We start from the raw sequence: 27000 nt of genomic DNA on the forward strand, positions 1-27000 counted from the left end.
GACGCCTCTCATGAACATGACCTCAAAGCAAACCCTGGCCCTCTGCGGTGGGGTGATCGCACTGGCTGCCGTTGGCCTCTACGGTTTCACCAGCGACGATGGGCGGCAGCGCACCAATGACGCTTACATCGCCGCCGATTACTCCAACGTGGCGCCGAAAGTCGCGGGTTTCATCAGCCAGGTGCTGGTGGAGGACAACCAGGAGGTCAAGGCCGGGCAGTTGCTGGCGGTGATCGACGACCGGGATTTCCAGACGGCCCTGATCGCCTCCGAAGCCGAAGTGCTGACCGCCAAGGCGCAATACGAACAGGCGAGCGCGGTGTTGCTGCGTCAGACCTCGGTGATCGCCCAGACCGAAGCGGCGTTGTCGGCAAGCAAGGCGGAGGTGACCTTCGCGGATCAGGAACAGGTGCGTTACGAGCGTCTGGCAGGCATGGGCGCGGGCACCTTGCAAAATGCGCAACAGGCCCGCAGCCGGATCGACACCGCGCGGGCGCGGCAGAACAGCGCCGCCGCGTCGCTGGCGGCGGACCGCAAGCAGGTGGACATTCTGATCGCCCGGCAACACGCCGCCGAAGCCGGGGTGAGACGTGCGCAAGCGGCCCACGATCAGGCGCAGTTGCAGCTGTCGTACACGCGAATCGTCGCGCCCATGGACGGCATGGTCGGCGAGCGGGGCGTGCGCATCGGCAACTACGTGACGCCCGGCACACACCTGCTGTCGGTGGTGCCGCTCCATGAGGTGTATGTGATCGGCCACTTTCAGGAAACCCAGCTCACCCACGTGACGCCGGGGCAGGCAGTGCAGGTGCGCGTCGATACGTTCTCCGGGGAAACTCTCAAGGGCCGGGTGCAGAGCATTGCACCGGCCACGGGGGTGACCTTTGCGGCGATCAAGCCCGACAATGCCACGGGCAACTTCACCAAGGTCGTGCAACGCTTGCCGGTGAAAATCGTGCTCGACGGTCAGCAACCCTTGTTGAGCCGGTTGCGGGTGGGCATGTCGGTGGACGCGAGCATCGACACCCGGTCGAACGGCGAGGACAGCGTCAGCGTGCGATGAACGAGGACGTTGACGGGCGCCTGGCGTGAATGAAAGAAGGACGAATCGCTGCTGGATTTCCGCGCCGGATAGCCGACAATGACGCGACTTTTTTCAGACAAGAAAGGGCACGTCATGCAAAAGCCACTGCAAGGGATTCGGGTCATCGAACTCGGGCAGCTGATCGCCGGGCCGTTCGCGGCGAAGATCCTCGGCGAATTCGGCGCCGATGTGATCAAGGTCGAGCCGCCAGGCACCGGCGACCCCCTGCGCAAATGGCGCCTGCTGCACGAAGGCACGTCGGTGTGGTGGGCGGTGTCGTCGCGCAACAAGCGTTCGGTGACCCTCGATTTGCGTGAGCCCGAAGGCCAGGACGTGGTGCGCAAATTGCTCGCCGAAGCCGATGTGCTGGTCGAAAACTTTCGCCCCGGCACGCTGGAAGGCTGGGGCTTGGGCTGGAAAGAGTTGCACGCGCTGAACCCGAAACTGGTGATGCTGCGGGTTTCCGGTTATGGCCAGACCGGCCCTTATCGGGATCGTCCCGGCTTCGGCGTGGTGGGGGAGGCCATGGGTGGCCTGCGGCATTTGTCAGGCGAACCGGAACGCACGCCGGTGCGCGTCGGGGTTTCGATAGGCGATTCGCTGTCGGCGCTGCACGGGGTGATCGGCGTGTTGCTGGCCCTGCGGCACCGCGACCAGAACGGCGGCGAGGGGCAGGAAATCGACGTCGCGCTGTACGAGTCGGTGTTCAACATGATGGAAAGCCTGATCCCCGAATATTCAGTGTTCGGCGCCGTGCGTCAGCCTGCGGGCAGCAGCCTGCCGGGCATCGCGCCGTCCAACGCCTACCGCTGCCGCGATGGTCGCTACGCGCTGATCGCGGGCAATGGCGACAGTATTTATCAACGCTTGATGGCGTTGATCGAACGGCCCGATCTGGCGTCCGACCCGGCGCTGGCGCACAACGATGGCCGGGTGAAGCAGGTCGAGCTGATCGACGCGGCGATCTCCGCCTGGGCCGCGAGCCTTGATCTGGATGACGTGCTGGCCAAACTCACGGCGGCGCGGATTCCTGCCGGGAAGATCTATGACGCCGCCGACATCGCCAGCGACCCTCACTACAAGGCGCGGGACATGCTTCTCGACAGCCAGCTCGACGACGGCACGCCCGTCATGCTGCCGGGTATTGTCCCGAAACTGGGTACCACACCGGGCGGTGTGAGTCGCCCGGCCCCGACCCTCGGGCAACACACCGATGAAGTGCTCGCAGAGTTGGGCATCGACGCCGAACAGCGCGCGGCGTGGCGCGCGCGGGGCCTCATTTGAACAGTGTTGGGAGCGCGACATGATCGATCACCTTGACCATCTGGTCCTGACCGCCGTGGATGCCGACGCCACGGTGGATTTCTACACCCGCGTGCTGGGCATGACGCTGGAGACCTTCGGCGCCGGACGCATGGCCTTCACCTTCGGCCACCAAAAAATCAACCTGCATATCCGTGGCAAAGAGTTCGAACCCAAGGCCCACGTCCCGGTCCCCGGCGCGCTGGACCTGTGCTTCATCGCGTCGATCCCGCTGGACGATGTCATTGCCCGCCTCAACGCCGCGCCCTGGCCGATCATCGAAGGGCCGGTGATGCGCACGGGGGCGACGGGGCCGATCCGGTCGGTGTACGTGCGCGACCCGGATTTGAACCTGATCGAGATCTCAGAGGTGGTTTGATCCCATGCCCTTGCCCGACATGAATCTGCTGATCGCCCTCGATGCCTTGCTCGAAGAGGGCAGTGTCGTGGCGGCGGCGAGGCGGATGCATTTGAGCCCGGCGGCGATGAGCCGGACGTTGACGCGCATTCGTGAAGCATTGGGCGATCCGGTGCTGGTGCGAGCGGGGCGGGGGTTGGTGCCGACCCCTCGGGCGCTGGCGTTGCAGGGGCAGGTGCGCAGTCTGGTGGAGCAAGCGACTGAGGTGTTCCAGGCCCGTGATGAGGTAGACATGAGCACCCTGGCGCGGCGTTTCAATCTGCGCTCCAACGACGTGTTCTTTGGCGCATTCGGCGGCCAACTGGTGGAAGTCTTGCGGACACAGGCGCCTGACAGCTCGCTGAGGTTCGGCCCCGAGGGCGAGGGCGACGACGATGCCTTGCGCGAAGGGCGGATCGACCTGCACGTCACCTCACGGCGCAATTTCGGCCCGGAAATCAAGGTGCAGCAACTGTTCACCACCCGGTTCGTCGCGCTGGCCCGTGAAGCGCATCCCATCTTCGAGGCGCCCATCACGCCGGAGCGTTTCGCCCGTTACGATCACGTCAGCGTCTCCCGGCGTGGGCGTCCCCATGGCCCTATCGATACGGCGTTGGCGTCACTCGAACTGTCTCGCCGTGTCACCCTGACCACGCCGAATTTTCACTCGGCGATCTTCTCCATCGCGGCGTCCGACTTGATCGTCTCGTTGCCGGAACCCGTGCTGTGGGGCTTGCGTGAATTGGGCCTGCGCATGCGCCCCTTCGTGATTCCGCTGGTGCTGGAACCGGTGAGCGTGGTTCAGGCTTGGCACCCGCGTTTCGACAAGGACCCGGCCCACCGCTGGTTACGCCAGACCTTAAAGCAAATCTGCACCACGGCGGACGCGCGCAACGCCGGGGTCTGGCCGGCCGCGTGATGCCGATCAAGGATTGAGGCTGCGCCACGGCCTCAACCACAGCGCCAACCCCACCAGCAGCGCCGCCCCGTACGCGCAACTTAGCCCCAATTGCAGCCAGACATTGCTCAATGGGTGCAGCACGGTGGCAGCCAGCAGCATCACCCCGGCCCCTAACAGCCATTGCTCGCGCCAGGGCAACGCGCTGAGCAATCCTTGGCGCCGCATCAGCAGCACGCCGGTGAGGATCGCGCCGCAGACCGCCGCCATGGCGATGCCAATCAGGCCGAAGAAAAACGGCAGCACCGCCAGCAACACGGCATTAAGCAGACTGCCGATGAGTTCGCAGGCCAGTGGCAGACGGGTGTCGCCAGCGGCATAGGCATAACGGGCGAGCAGGGCGTTCCAGGCGCCGAACATCAGTGGCACGGCGAACCACGCCAGCAGTCCCGGCAGCGGACCGTCGACGGCCTGATTCGGCAGCAGCAAGGCGACCAGCGCACCCGCCGCGCCGATCAATCCAGCGACGGCGGGAACCGTCAGCAGCGTGGCGCTGCCCAGCCCTTTGCGCAGCAGCTCCATGCGCTGTTGCCCCTCGGCGCCGCTCATCAACCCCAGCAACACCTGGTTCAGACTCATCAATGCGATCAGTGGCAGGTTGATCAGCTTGCGCGCCAGGTTGACCCACGTCACCGCGCCTTCTCCCAGCAACGAGGCGACCATTCGCTCCAGCAAGGCCAGGCCTTGGCTGGCGAGGTTGCTGCTGAGCAACGGGCCAATGCGCTTTAGCAGCTCGCGCCCGGCACCCGGCGCACGGCTGATATGCCAGGGCCGCCAGCCTTCGCGAACGAGCGACGGCAACAGCGCTGCGGGCATCAACAGACTGCCGAGCAGGCAGGCGGACGCCAGACCTGTCGGGGTCGCGGCGTGGCGCATCACGGCCAGATACACCACCGGAGGGAGGTTGAACAGCAGCGAACCCAGGCCCGCCAGCACGAAGCGCGAGCGGGCTTGCAGCGGCACGCAGAGCAGGGCGTGCAGCAGAAACCCCGGCGCCGACCAGGCGAGCCATTGCAGTGAACCGGCCGCGAGTGCATAGCCGTCAGTCACCAGCCCCGGCCCGATCAGGCGTACCCAGAACGGCGCGCCCAGACTCAACAGCACGCTGACGCCGAGGCCGCACAGCAAGACGCGGGGGATCATCGCCCCCAGCCAGTCCTGCTGCGCCTGTGCAGCGCGTTGCTGATACAGCGGCAACGCGGCGGCACTCAGTAACCCGGCGGCCAATGCCATGCGCAGGGCTTCAGGGAGAAACAACGACACCAGGAACGCATCGCTGCGCCCGCCCGCGCCCCAGGCCGCGACCAACAGCCACTCGCGGGCGAAGCCTGCCGCCAGGCCGGTGAGGGTGGCAAGGGTCAGCCACAGCGTCGAGCCGAACACCGGCCCGACTCAGTGGAACAAAGTGAACAGGCCTTTGCCGCCCACTTTGTAGTTGAGGCCACGGGCGCGTTCGCCTTTGATCTCGGCGTTGGGGCCGCTGACGATGGCGTAGGGCGGAATGGGTTTGGACACCACCGTGGCACCGCCGACCACCGCACCTTCACCCACGTCAGCGCCGAAGGACAGCAGCGCGCGACTGGCGATCCAGGCGTAATCCCGCACGTACACCGGTCCGCCAACCGCCCAGAATTCAGGGGCCTTGAGGTCGTGGCCACCGGCAATGATCAGCACATGGGACGCGATGGTGACGTGGTTGCCGATGAACAGCCCGCCCCGTGCGTCCAGCTGGCAATGCCAGCCGACGGTGCTGTCGTCGCCGATCCGCAGGCCATCGACCCCGAGGATTTCCGTGTTGCGCCACACCGTCGAGCCCTTGCCGATCTTCGCCCCGCCCATGCGCAGCCAGAACAGGCGCAGGGTGTGGCTGGGAATCTTGCAGATGAGGATGTTGTAGGCCTGCTCCCACGTGCGCAGCATGCGGTCGCGCAGGGTCGGCCAGTTGATGCCGTAGAGGGGAATCAGCGCCCCCGCCGTTTCATGGGACAGCAACCGATAGAAGCGCCGCGCCAGCGGCGGCTCGATGCGCGACTGAATGTCGAGGTAGCTGATGAAACACAGGGTCCTGTCCCTCATCGGGGTTTCGAAGCACACCTCGTTTGCCAGCATCCAGTCGTAGGTGCTTTCCAGTTCTTCAGCGCTGACCCCCATTTTGCGGGCGTATTCCGGCAGGGCCTCACGCAAATTGTGCGAGTGCATCATGCGGTGCTTCATGGTCGTTCCCCCGGATCGGATTCGATGGCTTGCGCACGCTGTTGCAAGCGTTTGGCTTCATGCAGGTTGACCCCGAGCAGCAGCCAGAACAGCGCGATCAGCACCGTGGTAAAGCTGAAATAGTGGTCGAACACGCCGCTGAACAACGCCGCCATCACCCCCACCCGGGTGCCCAGCCACAGCGCGGTGTCCCGACTCAGACTGACCAGGTTGTGCGGCAGTTTCGCTTCGCGCCACCAACTGACCGTCACCGCCACGAACAGCAGCATGCCGGGGATGCCCAGTTTGTAGATGTAATTCAGCCACAGGTTGGAAATGCCCCAGAGGCGGGTGCCGGGAATCGGCGGGTCGACCTTGAAGCCGATGCCCAGCGGGAAGGCCCGCATGGCGTCGGGGAAGTGTGAGTACTCCTCGAAACGCACGGCGGTGCTGGCGTCGTCGCTGGTGAACAGGCCCGCGATCCGTTCCTGCAACGGCGGGTAGAACATCAGCAGCAGGCAGCCCAGCAGCACGCCGGTCATCAGCATGCGACCGACATAGGGCACACGCCGACGGGCCATCCAGCACATGACCACCACCAGGCTGACGAGTGCGCCCCGTGAACCGGTAAACAGCAAACCGGCCAGGGCCAGCACCGCCACGGCCAGGCCCAGCACCTTCACCGATCCTTCCCGGGTGACGCCGATGCAGAACGCCAGCGGCAAGAGCATGGCCATCGCACCCCCCGCGATGTTGGGGTGGGTCCAGGGCGTACCCATGCGCGTCGACAACCCGCTGAGGCCCTGATTGAGTGTGTCCAGGTTGCTGTAGCCCAGACCGCCGATGATGGAAATGATCGCCGTCGAGTTGCCGCTTTTCAGGTACACCGGGATCGACAGCAGCAACAGCAACAGCGTGCCGAGCAGCAACGCGATGGTCATCCGTTCCCGGGATTGTTCGTCGTTGAGCAAGCGTGGCACCAGAAACAACGGCGACAGGTTGAACAGCCAGCGCACCCAGTTGATCGGGCCGTTGCCCTCGACATGAACGCTCAATTCACCGACCACGAACGGCAGCGCGCTGAACATCATCAGGGCGATCAGCCAGCGCTCGGTGCGCATCAGGTGCAGCGGCGGGGTGTAGAGCGAGAACAGGCGATGGGCGAGCAGGCTGGCCCAGATCAGCATCAGCAAGGCTTCCGACACCGTGGTGCGGATGCCGATCTGCACCGTGGCGTAAGGCAGAAACGTGGCCAGCACGCCAAACAGCAACAGGCCGCGCAATGGGCGACGAACGATGGCCAGTGCCGCCGCGACACCGGCCAGCGCCAACAGCACCTTGAGCGGCGGCAGCAGCAGGATCAGCACGCCGAACAGCAGGGCGAGCAAGGCGCCAACGGGCACGGCCAGTGGCATCAGCGCAGCTCCTCAAGCATGTCATTGAAGCGACGACGGAAGGCTTCGACGCCGTACCGTCCGGCCCACCCGCGCAGGGCGGCGGGGTCGTGGGGTTCGGCGGTGGACAGCACGCCCATCAGTCGCACCAGACCGGCGAGGTCGTCCGGCGCAAAGCGCGGGCTGTCGTCAGGCGTCACCTCGTCCAGCGAGGACCCCGTGGCCACGGCGACCGGGGTGCCGACGCTCAGGGCCTCGACCACCGGCAGGCCGAAACCCTCGCCATAGGACGGCTGCCACAGACGCTCGGCCCGCTGGTACACGTGGTGCAATTGCGCGTCGCTGATGCCGCTGACAGGGTGCACGCCCGGTGTATCCCGTTGCGCTTGGGTGAGACAGTCGGCACCGCCGACCAGCACCAGGTCCGGTGTGCGCGGAAACTGACGGCGGGCGATCTGCCAGGCCTCGAAAAAGAACGGGATGTTCTTGCGCGGCTCGCGAGTGCCCACACACAGCCAGTAGCGTTCCGGCAATGGCGTGTCGAGTTCGACAGGCGCGACGCTGAAGCCTTCGACCACATGGGGCATGACCCGGATTTTGTGGCGGGCGCCGGGGAACAGCCGCACGGTTTCGTCGGCGGTGTACTGAGAGGGCACCCAGACCCGGTCGGCCACCTTGAGTGAATGGCCGATGGACAGCTGATCCGTCAGTCGATAAACCTTGGCCTTGAGGCGTGAGCCGTGGTTGTTCTGCATGGTCAGCTGGAACAAGTCATGCAGCTGCAACACGTAACGGATACCCGCCGGTTTACGCCCGATGGGCAGGCCCATGTTCAGGTTGGCGACGTAGATTTCAATCTCCGCTTCTTTCAAGGCACCCGGCAGAAATTGCGCTTCGAACCGCAGACGCTCGGGCAAGCGATGAATGCCGTTGAGCGGCGTTTCCCAGGTCGGGCAGTGGGCGATGCGCCGGATCGGGTGGTCGTACGGCCCGACGCTGAACAATTGCAATTGCACGTCGGGATGGGCGCGAAACGCTTCTTCCAGGGCGATGTTCTGCCGGCCGATGCCGCTGTTGGGAAAGCCCGTCGCAGGGCGGTAATCCAGTCCTACGCGCATGCGTGAGCGTCCTCTTGCTGATGAACCCGAGAATAGATGCCTTCCAGTTGCGCGGCGGACACTGACCAGTCGTGATGCTGACGGACATACGCCCGACCCGCTTCACCGATCTTCGCCAGCCGGGCCGGTTGTTCGATGGCTTCGGCCAGCAACCGCGCGAGGCCGTCAGCGTCGTCGCAGCGCAGGTAATGGGTGCCATCGACCACGTTCAGGCCTGAACAGCCTTGTTCGGTGGTGACCACGGTAAGGCCCGCTGCCATGGCTTCCAGCACTTTGAGTTTCGAGCCACCGCCCTCACGCAACGGAGCGAAGAAAATAGCCGCGTCCCGCTGCACCGTGCGCAGGTCCGGCACGTAGCCCAGCCAATCGATGCGCGGGTCGGCCCAACGCTGCTGCCAGTCATGGGGCAGGGCGAAACCGCCGATGGTCAGGCGCACCATCGGGTCGAGGTTCCACACCTTGGGCATGATGTGGTCCAGCGCCCATTGCACGGCATCGACGTTGGGGCCGTATTCGTAATTGCCGATGAACAGCAGGCGGCGGCTGTAGCGGTCCGGGCTGACCTTGGCGTAGTAGTCGCAGTCGACGCCGTTGACCACCAGATGGGTCGCCCTTGAGGTCATGCGCGACAAGCCTTTCGCGTCGTCTTCGGTGACCGCGACCAGCTCGCTGCTCATCGGGAAGATGCGCTTTTCCCACTGCCGGTAGCGCCACTGATCAAAGCGCACGAACGGTCGGGCCCAACCGGGAAAGTCCAGATAGCTGGCAGCGCCCAGACCGGATTCGATGTTGTGCTCCACCAGAATGAACGGCTTGCCGGAATGCCTGAGCGGCGCTTCGAACGGCTGGAACGCGTAGCTGTGCTGAATCTGGATCACGTCCCATGGCTCTTGCAGCAGGGTCTCGAATTCATGCTCCAACTGCGGGGAGAAGCCGTTGGCGCTGGCCAGCATCGGCGGCTTGGCGAAGGCCACGGCGAGCAGGGTGCGCACGCTGCGCAATGGCCGACGGGGCACCACGATCAGACGCTCAAGCCACGGCTCCAGCGCGGCGCGAGTGGCGTCGTCCAGCTCGGTTTTCGACTGCACCAGCAGGGTGATGCGATGCCCCCGCGCTGCCAGGTTGCGCAGCAGGTGATATTCCCGTGTCTTGCCGCCGCTGGTGGTGGGCCAGGGCAGGTAGGGCAGTGTCCAGAGAATGCGCATGACTAGGGTTTCCACGCCAGGATTTGCAGGGTCGGGGTCAGCGCCATGTCCACGCCTTTGGCGTTGGCCAGTGAGCTGTGAGCGCCGGTCAGCGGGTCATACAACGTCGCGGTTTTGATGCCGGGAAAGGTCAGGTGCGCGCTGCTGGCGCTCCACGCCATGAGCAAGTGCGTGCCGTCCGGCTTGTTCCAGGAGATGGCGTACAGGTCTTCCGGCACCGAGGTGACCGGCGGCGGATCGGCGGGTTGCAGGGTCGGGCCCGTGACGTCAAAGAAATTCTTCAGCGCGGTGTAGACCGGTTTCGGTTCGCCGTTCAAGTCGAGGAGGCCATAGCCGCGATCACGGGGTGTGGCCCGTTCGTCCAGGTCGCTGAGGTTGAACAGGAAAATGCGCTGGTAATCCAGCGTGCTCATCAACGCGAGACGACGCAGGGTGTAGTCGGCCTGGCCATCGAGCCCGACGATGTGCTGCATCTCCACCGGGCCGCTGTAGCTCGACCAACCCCATTCGGTGGCCCACACCTGTTTCACCCCTTGATCGTGCAGGCTTTTGTTGAGGTTGATGGCGCGAACCAGAAAGTCTCGGTCCGCCACTGAGTCGCCTTCCGGGTATTCGGAATAGGGGTGGTACGCGGCGACGATATTCTGGCTGGCGAGGCCCCGATCCACCATCGCTTGCAGCATGTAGCCCGTCGAGCCGCGCATCTGCCCGTAATACGCCACCCCCGCCGTGACGATGGGTTTGTTCGGCAGTGCGCTGCGAATGGCCTTGGCCGTGGTGGTCAGGAGGTCGTAGTACGCCTCGGGATCTGGCTGCGGCAGCCAGACGATATTCGGCTCGTTCCACACCTGCCAGTGGCTGACTTGCGGATAACGTTGGGCGAGGGCTGTCATGCGCTCGGCGAAAATCGTGTCGTCCCGTGGCGGGTACTGGTCGGTGTTGCTGGCGCCTTGGGGCGCGCTGCTGTCGAACGCGGCGGAACCCACCAGATAGGCGACGGTGTTGTAGTGGTGCGGGTCGGCGGCCTTCATCGCCGCGTCCAGCGCTTCCAGGTTGTATTGCCCCGGCGCCGGTTCGAGGATCGGCCAATGCAGGGTCCAGCGAATCCAGCCCAGGCCCAGTTGATCGAGGCGACTCATCTGTTTCTGGTAAATGTCCGGGGTGAAGTACTGGAACTGTACGTTGACCCCCAAAAAGTCTTTCCAGACCACCGGACGGGGCGCCCGCAGGATCGTCTCGGCCTCGACGGCCGGGCTGATCGATGTCAACGCACAGACACTTAAAACGGCCATCGCCAGCAACGCTTTTCCCGTCATTCAGCCACCTCGCATGCAGTTTGGAAGACTTGCCGGAATCGCTCGGCGGTCAGGCTCCAGACCCGCTCCCTGCCAAGAACGGAGGCCCGGTCAGCCCAGGTCTGTGCCAGTTGCGGCTGTTCGCACAACCTCGACAGCGCGTCGGTCAGCGCCTGGACATTGCCTTGCGGGTAAATCTCGCCGTTGCCATGGGACACCTCTTCGGCGAACGACCGGGCATCCGAGGTGATCACCCCGCGCCCGCACGCTGTCGCCCAGGACAGCGCCCCGCTGGTGCCGCGCAGTTTGCCGAGGATCTTCAACTTGCTCGATTCGCGGTACGGCAAGACCATGACGTGGTGGGCCTGAATCACATGAGGGATGTCCGCCGCCGGCAGGTCCAGGTGCCAGCCGATCAGGTCATTCAACCCTAGCTCACGAATGCGCTGGCGCAGTTGTTCGAGGTAGCTGCCGGACGGCCCGAACGCCATTTCCGGTTCGCTGCCCCCCGCTAACGTGAGTCGCACGCGAGCCCGCAGCGCAGGCTTTTCAACGAACAGCCGGGCCAGCGCTTCGAGCAGGTCCTCAATGCCTTTGCCCCGGTAGATGAACCCGAAATACAGCAGCTTGAGCGGTTGCAGCGGCGGCAGCGGCATCGGCGCAATGGGCAGATTGCCGTGGGGGATGACGGCCATCTGCGCCTGCTGCAACTTCATGCGCTCCATGAGGCTGCGGTTGCCCGCTTTGGTCAGGGTGATCAGCCGGGTCAGGCGCTGCGCCAACTGCCGTTCTTCATGCAGGCACAGCGGGTCGGCCAGCACCGTGGCGACTTCTGGCAACGGCGAGCGCAGCGACGACATCATCGACAGCGGCCATGGCAGCTGTTGTCGACGCCAGACCAGGCGTTCCGGATCATGAACGGTGGCGGTCAACGGCAAGTGCGCGAAGCGCTGGCGCAATGCGCGCAGGGCATGAAACTCGGCGAGACGGCCGCCACCGATTTCCGCATGCACCAGGTCGATGCCTTGCCAGTCGGCCTCGGCCACCCGTTGTCGAGCGGCCTGTGGGTCGTTGCCGACGCCGTGCAGCGGCGTTCTGACGCGCACACCGAGGTCTTCCAGCGCCTGCTTGAGGTGTCCGGCGTAATCGGCGATGCCGTTCTGCTCTGGCGGCAGCGGGGCGAGGAGGGCGATCTGCATCTTAATGGTGGCTCCGATAACGGCCGATCCAGGTCAGCACTTTTTCCGGAATCTCGAAGCGACGGCGGTTGAGGATCACGCCATCGACGTGCTTGAACGCGGTGGACAGCGTCGCCAGTGCGTTTTGCAGTTTCGGCACCGTGGACTTCTCGGCTTCGATCACCAGCACGATCAGGTCGGCGTCGCGCAGGTGCACGAACGCTTCCTGCTTGCTGTAGAAATCCGAGGCGTCGATCAGCTGGATTTCTCCGGCTTCGGCGGTGCGCCCATCGCCCACCCGCACGGTGTGACCCAGCTCCATCAGCAGGTCGCGCAGGTGTTCGATCACAAAGGTCACGCCTTCCCCGGCATTGGCAGACGTGATGCCGATGCTCAAGCCACGTTCCGGCACCTGTTTGAGCGGCAGCACGCTGTAAAGGCGATAAAGGCTGGCCGTGAAGGCGCTGCGTGGCGGGCCTTTCGGGGCGTCCAGGTCTTGCAGAGTGGTCCACACCGGCACGCCAAATTGCGCCTCGATCTTGTCGGCATCGTGGATGCGCTGATCGATCAGATAGAACAGGTACATCGCCAGCAGACCGACGCCGATACTCAGTGGAATCGCCACCAGCAACAGCACCAGGCTTTTCGGGAAGACCTTGCTCGGGTTGAGCGTGGCCTGTTCGATGACGGCGATGTTGCTGATGCGTTTGTTGTCCAGTTCGCGGTCGATGCGCGCTTTCTCCAGGCTGACGGTGTACAGCGCGTAGTTCTTGTCCTCGGCTTCCAGCTCGCTTTGCAGGCGCGCGAATTGCGGTTCCAGGTCCAGCGCTTCCTGCCGGTCTTTCTCCAGTTGCTCCAGCTGCGCATCCAGTTGCTTGAGCTGCACCAGCAGGCGGGTGTAGCTGGCCTGCTGGTCATTCAGGATGTTCTGCAAGCGGGTGAACAGCGGGTTGGGGGCGATGTTTTCGGTGCGCTGAACCGTGGTGCTGTGGCTCTTCCACAGCGCCTTGAGGTTATTGATTTCGTTATCCAGCGCAATGACCGGCGGCGCGCTTTCCTTGTAGGAGCGCAGCAGTTCCTGCCGTTCGACTTCCTTGCCGTTGATGCGGCTTTCCAGGTCCTGGCGAGTCGGGTTCAGCGCCAGTTCCTTGCCGGAGCTGATGAGCCGGGTCTGCTTGTTGATCTGCTCCTGTATCTTGTCGATCCCGGCCTTGGTCGCTGCAATCGAGCGCAGGGTGTTGTTGCGCTCGGTGCGCAGGTCGTTAAGCCCTTGGGAAACATCGGCCAGGCGCTGGTTGATGCTGACGGCGCCCAGCTTGTTGAGCAGGGTCTGAATCTGGTGTTTGTGGTCGAGAATATTGGCCTGGGTGTCCTTCACTTCCTGCTCGTAGAACGCATACAGGCTGACGCGGCCCAGTGTACGGGTGCGCTCATCCTCGAAGCGGTCGACCCAGGTTCTGAGGATTTCCTGAGCCACCTCGGGATCGCCCCAGGTGAAGGTCAGTTCCATGACCGAAGAGCCCGGATCGTGACTGGCCTTGAAGTTCTTCTCCATGTCTTCGGCGATGCGGTCTTCCTGCGAGCGCTCCGCCACCAGACCGACGAACTCCAGGGTGCTGCGCGCCGCATTGACCAGCCATTCGAACGCGATGTTGGGCGCGTTTTTCAGCGTGGCGAAGAAGCCTGACTCGCGTCGCGCGTTGGCCATTTTCTCCATGTACTCATGGGCGACCTGGCGGATGATTGGCCGCCCGGTGAGCATCCGCTCCTCGTCCAGAAGCGGGTCACGCAGGGCGCTGGGCACGGCGATGGATTGGCGGTCGGCCAGCTCGATCGGCACGGTGCTGGTATCGCGGCCAGGCTTGACCAGCAACAGCGCCGTGGACTCGTAACGGCTGGGCAGCAGAAACGCGCCCAGCACGATAATGGCGAACGTCGCGATGACGGTGATCTGGACTTCACGCCGAAAGATGAAAAACAGGCGTAGCAGATCGCGGAATGAGCGGATCGTGATCATGTTCGGCAGTCCCTTCCGATTAGTTGCTGTCGCGCAAGTTGTAATTCACGCCGAAGCCCAACGATTTCGAGAAGGGGATCAACTGATTGAAATACGTGTTTACGCCATCGATCCGGTTGCCCACCGTCGATTTGGGCACGAACACGACATCGCCGCGCTGCAACAGCACCGGCGCACTTGGACCGCCACCCTTCGCGTACAGCAGCTTGCTGTAATCGAAAAAATAGGTCTTGTAGAGGCCGTCGTCGCCCTGACGCAGCAGCGCCACCTTGGTCGCGTCGGCGTCGGGGTTGATCCCGCCCGCGCCCACCAGAGCCTGCTCCAGATTGGTCACGACGGGCACCGGCAGGTTGGACGGGTTGCGCACCGCGCCGCCAACGAACACCACATTGCTGGGTGCCTGGCTGATGTTGATGGTCAACGCCGTTTCCCGATACACCGGCGCCAGCTTGGCCTCCAGCACGTCGATCAACTGCGGAACCGTAAGCCCCGCCGCTTTCACCGAACCGATATAGGGGTAGGAAAAGGTGCCGTCATTGAGCACCGGGAACAGCGTCAGCTCGTAGATCGAGTTGGCCGTGAACGCCGAAATCGAGGGCGCTTCACCGGTGTTGCGCACGATGCGCAGGGTGTCACCGGCGTGAATCCGTTCCGGCGGCAATGGCTTGCCTGCGAGGGCTTTACCGGCGTCTTCGGCCGCCTTGATCTCGGGGGATTCAGGGAGGCCGATCCGTGCCGGCGTGTTGCACGCGCACAGCAGTAGGACGCTGGCGAGCAACAGCGTGTTTTTCATTGGTCCAAAACTCCTGTCATGCATGAATACGGCTCCCTTGCGGGTAAAACAATCATGTCGGCGATACTGCCAAGTCCAATGTCGGGTGTTGCTGGGTGTCGGGTCGGGTTCGGTCTCGTTGGGGTAATGGCCGCGATGGGCGCGGCCTGTGTCGGGTGGTCGCGAGGGTCAGACTTTTGGAGCGTCTGGCACGCGGCCATAAATGTCGGTGAAACGCACGATGTCGTCTTCACCGAGGTACTCGCCGCTCTGCACCTCGATCATCACCAGGTCGATGACCCCCGGATTGACCAGTCGGTGGGTGTGTCCTGGCTTGATGAAGGTCGATTCGTTGGTGTCGAGCATGAATTCGCGATCATTGTTGGTGACCCGCGCCATGCCGCTGACCACGATCCAGTGTTCGCTGCGGTGGTGGTGCATTTGCAGCGACAGCGACCCTTGCGGCTTGACCACGATGCGTTTGATCTTGAAGCGTTTGCCTTCCTCCAGCACCGTGTACGTGCCCCACGGGCGGGTTACGGTGTTGTGCAGCAGATACGCTGGATGGCCCTGGCGCTTGAGCTCCTGAGCGATCAGCTTGACCTCTTGAGTGCGCTCGGCATCGGCAATCAGCAGGGCGTCAGGGGTGTCGATGATGATCAGGTTGTCCAGGCCCACGGCGCCGACCAGACGTTTCTTCGAGTCGATGTAGCAGTTGGTCACGTCGTGCAGCACCACCTGCCCGTTGTACTGGTTGCCGTTGACGTCGGCGGGCACGAGTTCGCGAATCGCTTGCCACGAACCGATGTCGCTCCAGCCCAGCTCGCAGGGCACCACCGCAACTTTTTGCGAACGTTCCAGCAAGGCGTAATCGATGGAAATGTCCGGCACTTGAGCGAAGGTGGTGGCGTCCAGCTCCATTTGCAGTTCGTTGCTGCCTTCCTTGCTCTTGCATTGCTTCAGGCAATGGCGCACAGCCGCCAGCACGTCCGGCGCGTGGGTTTCCAGTTCACGCAGCAGCACGTCGATCCGCAGGCAGAACATCCCGGCGTTCCACAGGTGTAAGCCACCTTTGAGGTACTCCTGAGCAGTGCTGGCGTCCGGTTTTTCCACGAATCGGGCGACTTGGTAGCCCTTGTCGTTCAGGGCCTGGCCTTTTTCGATGTAACCGTAGCCGGTCTCTGCACGGGTCGGAATCAGCCCGAATGTCACCAACCAGCCGTCATCCGCCAGTTTTTGCGCGTCCTGTACAGCGGTGGTGAACGCAGCGATGTCGGTGATCAATTGATCGGCTGGCAGAATCAACAGCTGTGCGTCATCGCCGTGCAATTCCTGCACATGCAATGCCGCCGCTGCGATGGCCGGTGCGGTGTTGCGACCAAACGGCTCCAGCAGGAAATCCAGGTGCAGCTTATGGTCGTTCAGCAGCCGATAATCGTCGACGGTGCGGAAATAGACTTCCCGATTGGTGACGGTCAGTAAGCTCTGCACGCCGGGCAAATTGCTGGCGCGGTTGAAGGTCTTTTGCAACAGGCTTTCGCCGTCGGGCAAACGCATGAAAGGTTTGGGCATCGCCTCACGGGAGACTGGCCACAAACGGGTGCCGGCACCGCCGGCGATAATGCAGGGAATCAGGGTGCCCATCAGTAAGCCTCGCGAGAGAAAAGCACTGCCGGAACAGTGCGCAGAAGGATGTATAGATCGAACCAGACGGACCAGTTTTCGATGTATTCAAGATCGAACTCGACCCGCTTTTCGATCTTCTCCACGGTATCTGTCTCACCACGAAAACCGTTGATCTGCGCCAGCCCGGTGATGCCCGGCTTGACTCGATGACGCGAGGTGTACTCCTTGACAGCTTGCTCGAACAAAATGCCCGCGGCCTTGGTGGCCGTGGCATGTGGGCGCGGCCCCACCATGGACATGCTGCCCGCGAACACGTTGAACAGTTGCGGTAACTCATCCAGGCTGGTCTTGCGGATGAAGCGCCCGACACGAGTGACCCTGGCGTCGCCCTTGACGGTCTGTTGCTCGGCGGTGGCGTCGGCCTGATGGGTGTACATCGAGCGGAATTTGCACACCGTGATCAGGCGGTTGTTGTAACCGTAGCGTTTCTGCCAGAACAACACGGGACCACGGGAGTTCAGCTTGATGGCGAGGGCAACGGCGGCCATGACCGGCGACAGCAGCAGAATCGCCACGCTCGACAGCACCATGTCTTCGATGCGTTTGAACAGGGGCGACCATCCGCGCAACGGTACGTCCGAGGCGTTGAACATCGGCAGGCTGGCGACTTCGGTGATGCGGTTGTGGGCGTGACGGAACGCGACCATGTCGGGCACCAGCAACACATTCACCGGCAGGCGACGCAATTCACGAATGATGTAGTCCATGCGGTTTTCGGCGGACCAGGGCAGGGCCACCAGCACTTGCGTGACTTTCTCTTCGCGAATCAGGGTTTCCAGGTCGCGGGTATTACCCAAGAGCGGGAGGTTAGCCATGGTTTTGGGCAGGCGACCGATGCGGTCGTCGATGAAGCCCAATACACCCGAACGAATGTCCTGGTTTTGCAGCATGTACTCGGCGAGCCGCTGGCCGTTTTCTGTCGCGCCGAGAATTACGGCGCTTTGCAGGAAGAATCCACGGGCCATCAGGCGCTTGTAGATGATCAGCAGCAGCAACCGTTCGGCGCAAAACATCACCAGGCTGGCGAAGAACCAGACCATCAGTTGCTCTTGAGTGATGTAGACGAACAGGTCCATGGCCTTGTGCATGAACAGCAGCACACAGAACGCGGAGGACCAGACGAACAGGATCATTTTGAAGCGTGACCGGTTGCTGAAGATGATCTCGGAATACACCCCCAGCGCCTGGAACATCAGCACGCAGACTACGCCAAAGAACACCTGCACCATCACGTAACTTTCCGGTGGTGTGGGCGTATCGGTCTTCCAGAAGGTAAAAATCAGGATGCCGGGCAGAACGGATGTGACTCCGTGTACCAACCTGACGGCGAACAGGAAATACTCGATCAGGCTTGTGCGTGTCAGCAGAAGGCTGTCGACCGGTTGCAGTCGCATAAGACGTCCTCACATCTTCAATCCGTGAATCCATGACTGGCTTATCTGACCGGTCCCACCCATAAAAGTCAAGATACTGACTTTTCGAACCGATAATTCCAAATTAGCCAATATTTTGTCGATTAGGCGCTCTCTCGATCTGCATTTCAATCCCGCCGATGAGAAAAAATCCCATTGATTCTCAAAGTGGCGTAGGACTACTCCCAAATGCGGATCGGCAAATCCCTCAAACGAGTGCCTGACCAGAGTAAAGCCCATGAAACAACCTGTGTCATGGCAATGAGGCCTTCGGATCGGCCAAAAGCGCGTCTTGGATCCGTATCGTGTGAGAGGAGAGGCAGCATGGAGTCCAATGACGGCGGGGTTTTGGCCCTTTCCGGGTGCGGGCAAAATTTTTTTTACAACACGGCTTTTTCCGACAGGCTTGAGGTCAACATCTCACGCAACGAAATGCACGCACAGAGGGAAGGTTTATGACGGAGCGCAGAGCAGTATTGATTCTTCACGGCAAACAGGCGCTCAACGAGGACGTTCGCCAGGCCGTGCAACGCAAGCGCAAGCATGGATGGGAACTGGACGTGCGAGTGACCTGGGAGGGCGGTGATGCACAGCGTCTGGTGACCGAAGCACTGGATGCCGGGCACCGCGAGATCATCGCAGGCGGCGGTGACGGCACGCTAAGGGATGTGGCCGAAGCACTGGCACTGGCCCACAGCGACGCCCATCTGACGATTCTGCCACTGGGCACCGCCAACGATTTTGCCCGCTCGGCGGGCGTGCCGCTGGAGATCGAGCGGGCACTGGACCTGCTGGACGTGCCCGCGCGCAAGGTGGACATGGGTTCGGTGGACGGTCAGCTGTTTCTCAACATGGCGACGGGCGGCTTCGGCAGCCAAGTGACGGCCAACACCTCCGAAGACCTGAAAAAAGTGCTGGGCGGCGCGGCCTATCTGTTTACCGGCTTGTCGCGCTTCAGCGAATTGAAAGCGGCCTATGGCGAATTGAACGGCCCTGACTTCCACTGGCGCGGTGATCTGCTCGCGCTTGGAATCGGCAACGGTCGGCAAGCGGGCGGCGGTCATCCTTTGTGCCCCCATGCGCTGGCGGATGATGGCCTGCTGGACATCAGCATTCTCCCTGCGCCGCAGGAAGTGGTCGGCACCCTCAAAAGCCTGCTGGAAGGCGGGCTCGGCATCGACAACCTGTTCGTTCGGGCACGACTGCCGTGGGTGGAACTGAAGTCGGCGCAGGGGCTGGACATCAACCTGGACGGCGAACCGCTGCGCGGGGAAAACCTGCGTTTCGAAGCACGCCCCGGCGCCCTGCATATTCACCTGCCAGCGCATTCGCCGCTGCTGGGCGGGGTGAAGCGGATCGAGTGAGTGGCCAGTCCAATCGGCATCGCCTGACCCACCTTCGCGAATGAATTCGCTCCCACAGGGATCGCGCGGCGCCGCGAAAAGCTGGGGCTGATGGGGAGCAGCTCAGGCATTCGGCGGCGCCACGCAGTTTCGGGTACACGCGAGCTAAACGGTGGGAGCGAATTTATTCGCGAGGGGCTTGTACAGCCGCCACATCAACATCGCCTGGCCCATCCTTCGCGAATGAATTCGCTCCTACAGGGATTCAGCGGCGCCACGCAGCTTCCGGTACACGCGAGCTCAACTGTGGGAGCGAATTTATTCGCGAAGGCGGATCAGGCTCCACATGGAGGTCTTCTGACCGATCGAGCCTTGGCGATGAATTCGCTCCCACAAGTGGCTGCGAGATTCGTTCTTTCAATCATCCAGGCTGATGATGTGCTCTCGCACGCAAAACAGCACCAGGCCCGCCACGTCGTAGATCTGTAGCCGTTTCATGATCTGCGAGCGGTGGGTTTCGACGGTCTTCACGCTGAGATTCAGCCCCGACGCGATTTCCCGTGTGGACTTTCCGCGCACGATGAGGCGCAGGATTTCCAGCTGTCGAGCGGTGAGGTTGTGGTTGTCCGCGGGTTCGGCTTTGCTGGACTGGGCACTGACCAAAGCCTGGTTGATGACCGTATGGGCGATGGCCGGGCTCAGGTAGCGTTCGCCATTGCGCAGGGCATCCAGCGCCTGTTCGATTTCCGTTGCGGTGGCATCCTTGAGCAGGTAGCCATGGGCACCACCTTCCAGTGCCCGCATGATCATGTGCGGATCGGTGTGCATCGACAGGATCAGCACCTTGCTCTCGGGCAGGGTACGGTGCAGACGCTCCAGCGCGTCGAGGCCATTGCTGTCCTTCATGGAAATGTCGAGCAGGATGATGTCCGGTTTGAGTTCAAGGGTCAGTTCCAGCAAGTGCTCGCCACTGGCGGCTTCGCCAATGACCTGATAGCCGGGAATGTCGGACACCAGGGCCCGAACGCCAGCGCGAATCAAGGCGTGGTCATCGACCAGGAGAAGAGTGCAGGTCATCAATGTTTACTTATGTCAGCGCGTTCACGGGCACGGGGTGCCCAAGGGAACAGGGCCTCGATGTCAGTGCCGTGTCCGGGTTCGCTTTTAACGGTGAGGTGCCCCCCCAGCAAGGCCACGCGCTCGGCCATGCCGGCCATGCCGCGCTGGCCCTGTTCGCCAGGGTTGGGGGAAGGTGAAAACCCCTGGCCATCGTCGGAGATTTTCAGACATAGCCCGTCGGGGCAGCGCTTGATGCGGATCAGCAGGTTCTTCGCCTGAGCATGGCGCAGCATGTTGGTGACGGCTTCCTGAGTGATGCGAAAGGCCGCCACCGCCATTTCCTCGGGAATACCGGCCAGCCGCTGCTGGCATTCCAGGCTCCAGAGGACAGGGGTGTCCGCCAGCGTTCGCAACAAATGCGCGCGCAAGCTGGCCTCCAGGCCCAGGCTCGCCAGTTGCCGCGGGTTGAGAATCGCCGAGACGTCGCGCACTTTCGCCAGGGTTTCATCGAGGATGTTCTTGAGCATCACGCAGTGCGCCTGCAGGTCTTCAGTCGCCCGTCGCTGCAGCCAGTCGCTTTGCAGTTTGGCCGCCGTCAGCATCTGGCCGATGTCGTCGTGCAACTCGCGGCTCAAGCGATGGCGTTCGGTTTCCTGGACTTGCAGCATATGGTCGGCCAGTTCCTGGGGTTGAAACTGGATGGTCTGGTTGGGGCGGCTCATGGCGTAACCGAAGCCCAGGAATGTCGCGGCGTTGACCAGCGCCCACGGCACATTGCCGTCGACCCACCAGACGAGGGTGTTCAGCGCGATGATCACCAGACCTGATATCGCTACCCATCCACACGCTTTGTTCGGGCTCATAGGCCATAACTTGAAAGTCTTGTTGCTGCCATGCATAGCGGATGAAGCCATCAAGTAATGATTGCGGATACCTGAACATTCATTTTCAGGTCACTTGTCAGGGAGCAGGCGCGACGACGTGCGCCGACCTACCTTCTACGTGCATACGGAAACCAGTGTTCGACGTTCAATAAGGGTAATGCGATTAAAGTCATCATTAGCGGGCGACGATCTTACCTTAATCGCCGGTTTTATTAAGCGTTAACTGTAAATAACGTGCCGCCAACAATTGTCTGATTAGTCAGGATTTAGTTCTGGAACGATAGTGCTAGCCAGCGCTGTATCGTCTATCGGCAGAACGCCCATTAACGTTCAGCCTGCCCATCGACAAGTTGCGATGCAACAGGAAACGCGCATGGCTCTCGCGTTTGGCGAGTATCGGCTCATTCGGGCGTGGATTCGTCGTTATCAGGCATGTTGCCGCCGCCGCACAGAAAGCCGGACGGATGCGGTCAGAGTGTGCCTGGGCGATCAGCGCGGTCGACGCTGGCGACGTCCGGGGGATTGAGGGGTAACGGGGCAGGCCACTCCAGGGACTCGGCAGGGCTGCTTTCGGGCTGTTCAATGCCGCAGCAGCAGCCGAATTGTTCCAGCAACGCCTGTTGCTCGTCCTCATCGAGCAACAGGACGCCGGTGAAAGGGTCGACCAGCTCAACCTGCCAGGACAACAGCGCCAGGCATTGGCGCAAGGACGCCAGCGCCTTGGGCAGCAAACGCCCCGACGCCGCAGCGAAATACAGCAGATAGCGAAGTTGGCGGGCGAAGCTGCCGACGCCGCACACGCCTGCCTTATCGGCTTTGCCGGCGACCTGTTGGAGGGTGACAAGCAGGCATTCAATGGCATCCCTGTCGTCGCTGATCAGCTCCAGATGGCTGAGACATTCGTCTGCGCGGCTCAGAAGCTGCGGGGTATCACTGAGGAAATCACTGTGCAGTTGCTGCCATTCATTGCCATTCAGCATGTGAAGTCTCCACTTTTCATGGATAGCGATCCAGGGTCGCGCAGGGCGAGTGGCGCAAAGTTAATGTTGAAGGCAATGAGAAGTCTGTAGGGCGTTTCTGAATGTTCTGATTTTTTTGTCGCCGATGAGACCGCGTCGCGCGCACGGGCCGATTCGACGCTCAGGACAGTCACGTCCACAAGCCCCGGATTGACAGGGGGATCGAGAGATTCCACAAGCGCAACCACGTAACCGACTCCATTCAATGAGAATGGCGTCACAATAATGGCAATCAGATACCGCGAATATCAGGTTTGCCCTGACGTCGGTTAGGGAATACCCCTAGATGCAGGACGAGGCGCTAACTTGGTTGGCGGCATAAAGCCACTATTTGTCAGTATTTGAGCGCACTGGATACCCGAGAGTAAAACATGATGTTAATGTGATATCAATGAAGTCGGCAGGCATTTACATGAAGATTAAGGTCTGCTTCGGTGCTGCCGATAAAAGGTAGGCGGACTTATTTGAACCCTGCTCCAGGAGCAATTGAATGGCTGGCATTCTCGACACGGTAGACCAACGTACACAGCTGGTGGGTGAGAACCGCCTGGAAATTCTCATGTTCCGCCTCGCCGGTCGGCAACTGTTCGCGATCAACGTGTTCAAGGTGCAGGAAGTGCTGCAACTGCCCAAGCTGACCCTGATGCCGCAGCGCCATCCTTTCGTCTGCGGCGTGGTGAACCTGCGTGGGCAGACGCTGCCCGTGATCGACCTGTCCCAGGCCATCGGCATGCGTCCGCTGGTGCCGGGGCCATCGAGCACCATCATCGTCACCGAATACAACCGCTCTGTTCAGGCCTTTCTGGTGGGCGGCGTGGATCGCATCGTCAACATGAACTGGGAAGCCATCCTGCCTCCCCCGAGCAGCGCGGGTCGACAGCATTACCTGACCGCCATCAGCAAGGTCGACGACCAGTTGGTCGAAATCATCGACGTCGAGAAAGTGCTCGCGGAGATCGTGCCGTACAACGCCAAGGTCTCCCGCGACAAGCTCGAAGACCCGGTGCTTGCCCGGGCACGCGGTCGTGAAGTCTTGCTGGTGGACGACTCCAACGTCGCGCTCTCCCAGTTGCGCGATACCCTCGGCCAGCTCGGTGTGAAGATGCACGTCGCCAGTGACGGTCTCAAGGCCCTGAACATGCTCAAAGGCTGGGCGGACACTGGCGAGGTCATGACCGACAAATTGCTGATGGTGTTCACCGACGCCGAAATGCCGGAAATGGACGGCTACCGGCTGACCACCGAAATCCGCAACGACCCGCGCCTGCGCGGCCTGTATGTCGTGTTGCACACGTCGCTGTCGGGCAGTTTCAACGAGTCGATGGTGAAGAAGGTCGGCTGCGACAACTTCCTCTCCAAATTCCAGCCGGACAAGCTGGTGGACGTCGTGCGCGAGCGGCTGATGCTCGACAACTGACGGCGTCTCGGCCCTTTTCCAGCCCCTTGCTGTATGGAGGGGCTTTTTTGCATCTGTAGGGTTCGCGCAGGCGATGGCTCGTATAAAGTGAGGCCTTTCCCGCCCAGTCATAAGGACGCGTTTATGCTGCACCTCAGCGCGCTGTACCGTTACCCCCTCAAATCCTGCAAGGCCGAGCCGTTGCAGCAGGCCGGTTTCGACGAATTGGGGCTGACGGGGGACCGACGCTGGATGCTGGTGGACGAAGCCAGTGGGCGATTCTTCACTCAACGTGCGCTGCCGCACATGTCGCAGCTTTCGGTGCTGTGGAACGAGGCGGGCGGAGTCACCCTGTCAGCGCCGGGTGTCCAGGCGCTGGACGTCGCCTTGCCGGACAACGTCGAGGACAGCTTGCGCGGCGTCACAGTCTGGCGCGACACCTTGCGCGTGCCCGATGCGGGGGACGAAGCGGCGCGGTGGGTCAGCGAGTTCATCGGCAAGCCGACACGCATGGTGCACATTCCCAAGGAGCGCGCCCGCTGGCTGCCGTCCGGCTATGGCACGGTCGATGACAAGGTCGGGTTCGCCGACGGTTTCCCGCTGCTGCTGATCGGTCAGGCGTCCCTGGATGACTTGTCGAGCAAGATTGGTCGTCCGCAGGAAATGCTGCGTTTTCGTCCCAATCTTGTCGTGGAAGGCGCTGAGGCTTTTGCTGAAGACGGCTGGAAGCGCATTCGCATCGGCGACATGGAATTCCGTCTGCTTAAAGGCTGCTCGCGCTGCATCCTGACCACCATCGATCCTGCCACCGGTGAGCGCAGCGAAGACCGCGAGCCGCTGAGCACGCTCAGGACTTATCGCGAGAAAGAGGGTGAGGTGTGGTTCGGGCAGAACATGGTCAACGATGGCCCGGGTATTGTTGAGGTGGGCATGGAAGTCGAAGTGTTAGAGTGAGGGCTGCAACACGCGCCCGTGAATTCCATGGCGTGAGCTGACCGCAGACGCCAGCCATCTGGCGCCCGCGAAGAGGGCGAATGTCTACGCCCTCCCGATTTACGTCCTACGAAACTGCGCAGCGGCTTAGCGACGACCGAGCAGCAGGCCGACCACCAGGCCGAAACCGGCAGACACGGCAACGGTCTGCCACGGGTGGCCACCGATATAAGTCTCGGTCGCTTGCACGGCAGGCTTGGTCTTGTCACGAACGCTGCCGAGGGAATCCACGGCCTGTTTGAGTTTCAGGCTCAGTTGAGCGCGTACGGTTTCTGCCTCTTCGCCGACCAGCGAAGCGCTGTCCTTGAGCAGTTTGTCGGACTCTTCAATAAGGGCCGCCAATTCGCTGAATGCTTGATCCTGGATCTGTTCGGCGGCGTTTTGGGCAGCAGTTTTACGAGCCATGGCAAATTTCCTTTCAGTTGATGATGGCAGTGAGCAATGGAGTCGCGAGGGCCGGAAAAAGTTGCAGCGTATTTCCGGCGCGGCGCAAAAAGTGCGACGAATGTGATCGGGCACCGGCCGTGGCGGGTGTAAGATGCTGACGCTTTTTGAGCCAATGTCCGGCTCCCGTTTTTGAACACAGAGGTAACCGTCATGAGTTTCAACCTGGCCAACAAGACCCTTGCCGAACGCGCTGAAATCGAGGACGAAAAATCCCGTCTTTTCGACTTGTGGCAGAGCAATCTGGGCAAGGCCAAAGGCGAAGCCGCCCGGTTGATGGGTGAGCGCGCCAAACGCAAGGGCAAGTGGTCGGAGTGGGTGCGTTCCGAACTCGACGCCATGTCACCTCCCGAGTACGCCAACATGGTGCGCGCCGAAGTCAACCGACTGGTCGCCGCTGCACGGGCCTGATACCCATCTACGCCTGATATAAGCGCCGCTGAAGGCTGCCATAAGCACTATTCGTTTTTATTGATACCCCGAACTTCCTAGACTCACTCCATCGCAACGGCAGGCGCTTCGTCCTGCCGATTTCAGTGGAGATATGGCATGTCGAAGAATCAGGAAACAGCGTTCTGGCAAAAAGCGCAGCGGCATTTGATCCGCTACGGCGGCACATTCGAGTCGCGGATCATCGAGCGGGCACAAGGCAGCTTCGTCTACGACGCCGACCAACAGCCGATTCTGGATTTCACATCAGGGCAGATGAGCTCGCTGCTGGGCCACGGCCATCCGGACATCTGCGACGTGGTGCAACACCACATCCGCAACCTTGACCACCTGTTCAGCGGCATGCTGACCCGTCCAGTGGTCGATCTGGCCCACGCGCTGTCCGAAACCTTGCCGCCGAGCCTGTCCCGTAGCATGTTCCTCAGCACCGGCGGCGAGGCGAACGAAGCCGCGATCAAAATGGCCAAGCTGGCCACCGGTAACTATGAAATCGTCGGTTTCGCGCAATCCTGGCATGGCATGACCGGTGGCGCGGCTTCTGCGACTTACAGCGCCGGTCGCAAGGGCTACGGCCCGGCTGCCGTGGGGTCGCTGGCGATTCCGGCGCCATACCCGTACCGCCCGCGTTTCGAAAAGAATGGCGAGATCGACTGGCAAGGCGAGCTCGACTACGGCTTCGACCTGATCGACCGCCAGTCCAGCGGCAGCCTCGCCGCGTTCATCGCCGAGCCGATCCTCAGCTCTGGTGGCCTGATCGACCTGCCGCTGGGCTACCTGGCCGCGCTCAAGCGCAAGTGCGAAGAGCGCGGCATGCTGCTGATCCTAGACGAAGCACAGACCGGCGTGGGTCGCACCGGCCTCATGTACGCCTTCGAGCGTGACGGCGTGGTGCCGGACATTCTCACGCTGTCGAAAACCTTGGGGGCGGGTTTGCCACTGTCGGCGGTCATTACCAGTCCCGCCATCGAAGACCTTTGCCACGAGCGCGGCTTCCTGTTCTACACCACCCACGTTTCCGATCCGCTGCCCGCTGCCGTGGGCCTGAAAGTGCTGGAAGTGGTGCAGCGTGACGGCCTGGTCGAGCGGGCGAAGGTGGCTGGCGCCTATCTGGAAAAAGGCCTGCGCCGTTTGCAGGAGCGCTTCGACTGCATAGGCGACGTGCGCGGCCGGGGCCTGTTGCTCGGCATGGAAATCGTCAGCGACCGCACGAGCAAATCGCCGGCCTCCGACCTCGGCGCGGCCATCACCCGGGAATGCATGAAGCTGGGGTTGAGCATGAACATCGTGCAGCTGCCGGGCATGGGCGGGGTGTTCCGTATTGCGCCGCCCTTGACTGTGAGCGACAGCGAGATCGATCTGGGGCTGGACCTGCTCGGCAAGGCCATCGCGGCGGCGCAGTGA

Annotated in this window: 25 protein-coding genes; 10 read left to right on the top strand and 15 right to left on the bottom strand. The window is 62.2% G+C overall.

What is annotated here, in order from left to right; all coding sequences use genetic code 11:
- Nucleotides 1-16 precede the first annotated feature (16 nt).
- The 4 genes from ACWKWE_RS13325 (at nt 17) to ACWKWE_RS13340 (ending at nt 3702) form a co-directional block, all read left to right on the top strand.
- Nucleotides 17-1063 (top strand): HlyD family secretion protein, encoded by a 1047-nt coding sequence (locus tag ACWKWE_RS13325; RefSeq protein ID WP_483850967.1) that lies wholly within the window; start codon nt 17-19, stop codon nt 1061-1063.
- 114 nt (nt 1064-1177) lie between these two features.
- The gene (locus ACWKWE_RS13330; protein ID WP_483850778.1) at nt 1178-2368 is read left to right on the top strand and encodes a CaiB/BaiF CoA transferase family protein; all 1191 of its coding nucleotides are present in this window, start codon (nt 1178-1180) and stop codon (nt 2366-2368) included.
- Between the two features lie 19 nt (nt 2369-2387).
- Nucleotides 2388-2765 carry a VOC family protein gene (locus tag ACWKWE_RS13335; RefSeq protein ID WP_166598225.1) on the top strand — a complete coding sequence of 126 codons (378 nt, stop codon included), beginning with the start codon at nt 2388-2390 and terminating at the stop codon, nt 2763-2765.
- Nucleotides 2766-2769: 4 nt separating this feature from the next.
- A complete protein-coding gene (locus tag ACWKWE_RS13340) occupies nt 2770-3702 on the top strand; it encodes a LysR family transcriptional regulator (RefSeq protein ID WP_483850779.1) in 933 nt (310 codons plus the stop codon).
- 6 nt (nt 3703-3708) lie between these two features.
- Here the strand turns inward: ACWKWE_RS13340 and ACWKWE_RS13345 are convergent, their stop codons facing one another.
- The 11 genes from ACWKWE_RS13345 to ACWKWE_RS13395 all read right to left on the bottom strand — a co-directional run bounded on the left by ACWKWE_RS13345 (nt 3709) and on the right by ACWKWE_RS13395 (nt 17993).
- On the bottom strand, nt 3709-5124 hold the full coding sequence (locus ACWKWE_RS13345) for a lipid II flippase MurJ (RefSeq protein ID WP_483850780.1): 1416 nt from the start codon (nt 5122-5124) through the stop codon (nt 3709-3711).
- A gap of 9 nt (nt 5125-5133) precedes the next feature.
- Nucleotides 5134-5955, bottom strand: coding sequence for an acyltransferase (locus ACWKWE_RS13350; RefSeq protein ID WP_166598228.1), 822 nt, complete (start codon nt 5953-5955; stop codon nt 5134-5136).
- Entirely contained in the window at nt 5952-7349 is a 1398-nt protein-coding gene (locus ACWKWE_RS13355; RefSeq protein ID WP_483850781.1) for an O-antigen ligase family protein, read from the bottom strand. The genes ACWKWE_RS13350 and ACWKWE_RS13355 overlap by 4 nt, the downstream gene beginning before the upstream one ends.
- Nucleotides 7349-8446: a glycosyltransferase family 4 protein gene (locus ACWKWE_RS13360; protein WP_166598230.1), complete on the bottom strand. Its 1098-nt coding sequence runs from the start codon at nt 8444-8446 to the stop codon at nt 7349-7351. The genes ACWKWE_RS13355 and ACWKWE_RS13360 overlap by 1 nt, the downstream gene beginning before the upstream one ends.
- Complete coding sequence (locus ACWKWE_RS13365; protein ID WP_483850782.1) at nt 8437-9651, bottom strand: glycosyltransferase family 4 protein; 1215 nt, start codon at nt 9649-9651, stop codon at nt 8437-8439. Before ACWKWE_RS13365 ends, ACWKWE_RS13360 begins: the two co-directional genes overlap by 10 nt.
- A 2-nt stretch (nt 9652-9653) precedes the next feature.
- Entirely contained in the window at nt 9654-10967 is a 1314-nt protein-coding gene (locus ACWKWE_RS13370; protein ID WP_483850783.1) for a cellulase family glycosylhydrolase, read from the bottom strand.
- Nucleotides 10964-12145 carry a glycosyltransferase gene (locus tag ACWKWE_RS13375; RefSeq protein ID WP_483850784.1) on the bottom strand — a complete coding sequence of 394 codons (1182 nt, stop codon included), beginning with the start codon at nt 12143-12145 and terminating at the stop codon, nt 10964-10966. Before ACWKWE_RS13375 ends, ACWKWE_RS13370 begins: the two co-directional genes overlap by 4 nt.
- 1 nt (nt 12146) lies before the next feature.
- Complete coding sequence (locus ACWKWE_RS13380) at nt 12147-14141, bottom strand: exopolysaccharide transport family protein (RefSeq protein ID WP_483850785.1); 1995 nt, start codon at nt 14139-14141, stop codon at nt 12147-12149.
- 19 nt (nt 14142-14160) lie between these two features.
- Nucleotides 14161-14934, bottom strand: a complete 774-nt coding sequence (locus ACWKWE_RS13385) for a polysaccharide biosynthesis/export family protein (protein WP_341958723.1) — start codon at nt 14932-14934, stop codon at nt 14161-14163.
- A gap of 168 nt (nt 14935-15102) precedes the next feature.
- Nucleotides 15103-16557, bottom strand: coding sequence for a mannose-1-phosphate guanylyltransferase/mannose-6-phosphate isomerase (locus ACWKWE_RS13390; protein WP_166598236.1), 1455 nt, complete (start codon nt 16555-16557; stop codon nt 15103-15105).
- Nucleotides 16557-17993 (bottom strand): undecaprenyl-phosphate glucose phosphotransferase, encoded by a 1437-nt coding sequence (locus ACWKWE_RS13395; protein ID WP_166598237.1) that lies wholly within the window; start codon nt 17991-17993, stop codon nt 16557-16559. Before ACWKWE_RS13395 ends, ACWKWE_RS13390 begins: the two co-directional genes overlap by 1 nt.
- Before the next feature lie 342 nt (nt 17994-18335).
- On the opposite strand from ACWKWE_RS13395, the gene ACWKWE_RS13400 reads away from it, so the two are divergent.
- Nucleotides 18336-18470 (top strand): hypothetical protein, encoded by a 135-nt coding sequence (locus tag ACWKWE_RS13400; protein WP_256665395.1) that lies wholly within the window; start codon nt 18336-18338, stop codon nt 18468-18470.
- The gene (gene yegS / locus ACWKWE_RS13405) at nt 18467-19375 is read left to right on the top strand and encodes a lipid kinase YegS (RefSeq protein WP_166598238.1); all 909 of its coding nucleotides are present in this window, start codon (nt 18467-18469) and stop codon (nt 19373-19375) included. The genes ACWKWE_RS13400 and yegS overlap by 4 nt, the downstream gene beginning before the upstream one ends.
- A 396-nt stretch (nt 19376-19771) precedes the next feature.
- On the opposite strand, the gene ACWKWE_RS13410 is transcribed toward yegS, so the two are convergent.
- From ACWKWE_RS13410 to ACWKWE_RS13420, 3 genes are all read right to left on the bottom strand, one after another.
- Entirely contained in the window at nt 19772-20431 is a 660-nt protein-coding gene (locus ACWKWE_RS13410) for a response regulator (protein WP_166598239.1), read from the bottom strand.
- Nucleotides 20431-21312 carry a sensor histidine kinase gene (locus ACWKWE_RS13415; protein WP_341964576.1) on the bottom strand — a complete coding sequence of 294 codons (882 nt, stop codon included), beginning with the start codon at nt 21310-21312 and terminating at the stop codon, nt 20431-20433. The genes ACWKWE_RS13410 and ACWKWE_RS13415 overlap by 1 nt, the downstream gene beginning before the upstream one ends.
- A 455-nt stretch (nt 21313-21767) precedes the next feature.
- The gene (locus tag ACWKWE_RS13420; protein WP_178115767.1) at nt 21768-22277 is read right to left on the bottom strand and encodes a hypothetical protein; all 510 of its coding nucleotides are present in this window, start codon (nt 22275-22277) and stop codon (nt 21768-21770) included.
- Nucleotides 22278-22806: 529 nt separating this feature from the next.
- Here ACWKWE_RS13420 and ACWKWE_RS13425 point away from each other — a divergent pair.
- Together ACWKWE_RS13425 and ACWKWE_RS13430 are read left to right on the top strand one after the other, a co-directional pair.
- Nucleotides 22807-23733, top strand: coding sequence for a chemotaxis protein CheV (locus ACWKWE_RS13425; RefSeq protein ID WP_166598240.1), 927 nt, complete (start codon nt 22807-22809; stop codon nt 23731-23733).
- 123 nt (nt 23734-23856) lie between these two features.
- Nucleotides 23857-24666 carry an MOSC domain-containing protein gene (locus ACWKWE_RS13430; protein WP_483850786.1) on the top strand — a complete coding sequence of 270 codons (810 nt, stop codon included), beginning with the start codon at nt 23857-23859 and terminating at the stop codon, nt 24664-24666.
- 126 nt (nt 24667-24792) lie between these two features.
- Here the strand turns inward: ACWKWE_RS13430 and ACWKWE_RS13435 are convergent, their stop codons facing one another.
- Nucleotides 24793-25110, bottom strand: a complete 318-nt coding sequence (locus ACWKWE_RS13435) for an ElaB/YgaM/YqjD family protein (protein WP_166598242.1) — start codon at nt 25108-25110, stop codon at nt 24793-24795.
- Between the two features lie 192 nt (nt 25111-25302).
- On the opposite strand from ACWKWE_RS13435, the gene ACWKWE_RS13440 reads away from it, so the two are divergent.
- Entirely contained in the window at nt 25303-25560 is a 258-nt protein-coding gene (locus tag ACWKWE_RS13440) for a hypothetical protein (RefSeq protein WP_341958718.1), read from the top strand.
- Nucleotides 25561-25698: 138 nt separating this feature from the next.
- Nucleotides 25699-27000 carry an aspartate aminotransferase family protein gene (locus tag ACWKWE_RS13445; protein WP_483850787.1) on the top strand — a complete coding sequence of 434 codons (1302 nt, stop codon included), beginning with the start codon at nt 25699-25701 and terminating at the stop codon, nt 26998-27000.

The organism is Pseudomonas salicis (assembly GCF_057128705.1).

What these genes read in the sequence shown, in the direction of transcription:
- ACWKWE_RS13420 (WP_178115767.1), bottom strand. Translation starts at nt 22,277, where the DNA reads ATGCTGAATGGCAATGAATGGCAGCAACTGCACAGTGATTTCCTCAGT.
- ACWKWE_RS13390 (WP_166598236.1), bottom strand. Translation starts at nt 16,557, where the DNA reads ATGGGCACCCTGATTCCCTGCATTATCGCCGGCGGTGCCGGCACCCGT.
- ACWKWE_RS13365 (WP_483850782.1), bottom strand. Translation starts at nt 9,651, where the DNA reads ATGCGCATTCTCTGGACACTGCCCTACCTGCCCTGGCCCACCACCAGC.
- ACWKWE_RS13435 (WP_166598242.1), bottom strand. Translation starts at nt 25,110, where the DNA reads ATGGCTCGTAAAACTGCTGCCCAAAACGCCGCCGAACAGATCCAGGAT.
- ACWKWE_RS13325 (WP_483850967.1), top strand. Translation starts at nt 17, where the DNA reads ATGACCTCAAAGCAAACCCTGGCCCTCTGCGGTGGGGTGATCGCACTG.
- ACWKWE_RS13360 (WP_166598230.1), bottom strand. Translation starts at nt 8,446, where the DNA reads ATGCGCGTAGGACTGGATTACCGCCCTGCGACGGGCTTTCCCAACAGC.
- ACWKWE_RS13380 (WP_483850785.1), bottom strand. Translation starts at nt 14,141, where the DNA reads ATGATCACGATCCGCTCATTCCGCGATCTGCTACGCCTGTTTTTCATC.
- ACWKWE_RS13440 (WP_341958718.1), top strand. Translation starts at nt 25,303, where the DNA reads ATGAGTTTCAACCTGGCCAACAAGACCCTTGCCGAACGCGCTGAAATC.
- ACWKWE_RS13415 (WP_341964576.1), bottom strand. Translation starts at nt 21,312, where the DNA reads ATGCATGGCAGCAACAAGACTTTCAAGTTATGGCCTATGAGCCCGAAC.
- ACWKWE_RS13355 (WP_483850781.1), bottom strand. Translation starts at nt 7,349, where the DNA reads ATGCCACTGGCCGTGCCCGTTGGCGCCTTGCTCGCCCTGCTGTTCGGC.
- ACWKWE_RS13445 (WP_483850787.1), top strand. Translation starts at nt 25,699, where the DNA reads ATGTCGAAGAATCAGGAAACAGCGTTCTGGCAAAAAGCGCAGCGGCAT.
- ACWKWE_RS13350 (WP_166598228.1), bottom strand. Translation starts at nt 5,955, where the DNA reads ATGAAGCACCGCATGATGCACTCGCACAATTTGCGTGAGGCCCTGCCG.
- ACWKWE_RS13430 (WP_483850786.1), top strand. Translation starts at nt 23,857, where the DNA reads ATGCTGCACCTCAGCGCGCTGTACCGTTACCCCCTCAAATCCTGCAAG.
- ACWKWE_RS13330 (WP_483850778.1), top strand. Translation starts at nt 1,178, where the DNA reads ATGCAAAAGCCACTGCAAGGGATTCGGGTCATCGAACTCGGGCAGCTG.
- ACWKWE_RS13375 (WP_483850784.1), bottom strand. Translation starts at nt 12,145, where the DNA reads ATGCAGATCGCCCTCCTCGCCCCGCTGCCGCCAGAGCAGAACGGCATC.
- ACWKWE_RS13425 (WP_166598240.1), top strand. Translation starts at nt 22,807, where the DNA reads ATGGCTGGCATTCTCGACACGGTAGACCAACGTACACAGCTGGTGGGT.
- ACWKWE_RS13395 (WP_166598237.1), bottom strand. Translation starts at nt 17,993, where the DNA reads ATGCGACTGCAACCGGTCGACAGCCTTCTGCTGACACGCACAAGCCTG.
- ACWKWE_RS13400 (WP_256665395.1), top strand. Translation starts at nt 18,336, where the DNA reads ATGGAGTCCAATGACGGCGGGGTTTTGGCCCTTTCCGGGTGCGGGCAA.
- ACWKWE_RS13370 (WP_483850783.1), bottom strand. Translation starts at nt 10,967, where the DNA reads ATGACGGGAAAAGCGTTGCTGGCGATGGCCGTTTTAAGTGTCTGTGCG.
- yegS (WP_166598238.1), top strand. Translation starts at nt 18,467, where the DNA reads ATGACGGAGCGCAGAGCAGTATTGATTCTTCACGGCAAACAGGCGCTC.
- ACWKWE_RS13410 (WP_166598239.1), bottom strand. Translation starts at nt 20,431, where the DNA reads ATGACCTGCACTCTTCTCCTGGTCGATGACCACGCCTTGATTCGCGCT.
- ACWKWE_RS13385 (WP_341958723.1), bottom strand. Translation starts at nt 14,934, where the DNA reads ATGAAAAACACGCTGTTGCTCGCCAGCGTCCTACTGCTGTGCGCGTGC.
- ACWKWE_RS13340 (WP_483850779.1), top strand. Translation starts at nt 2,770, where the DNA reads ATGCCCTTGCCCGACATGAATCTGCTGATCGCCCTCGATGCCTTGCTC.
- ACWKWE_RS13335 (WP_166598225.1), top strand. Translation starts at nt 2,388, where the DNA reads ATGATCGATCACCTTGACCATCTGGTCCTGACCGCCGTGGATGCCGAC.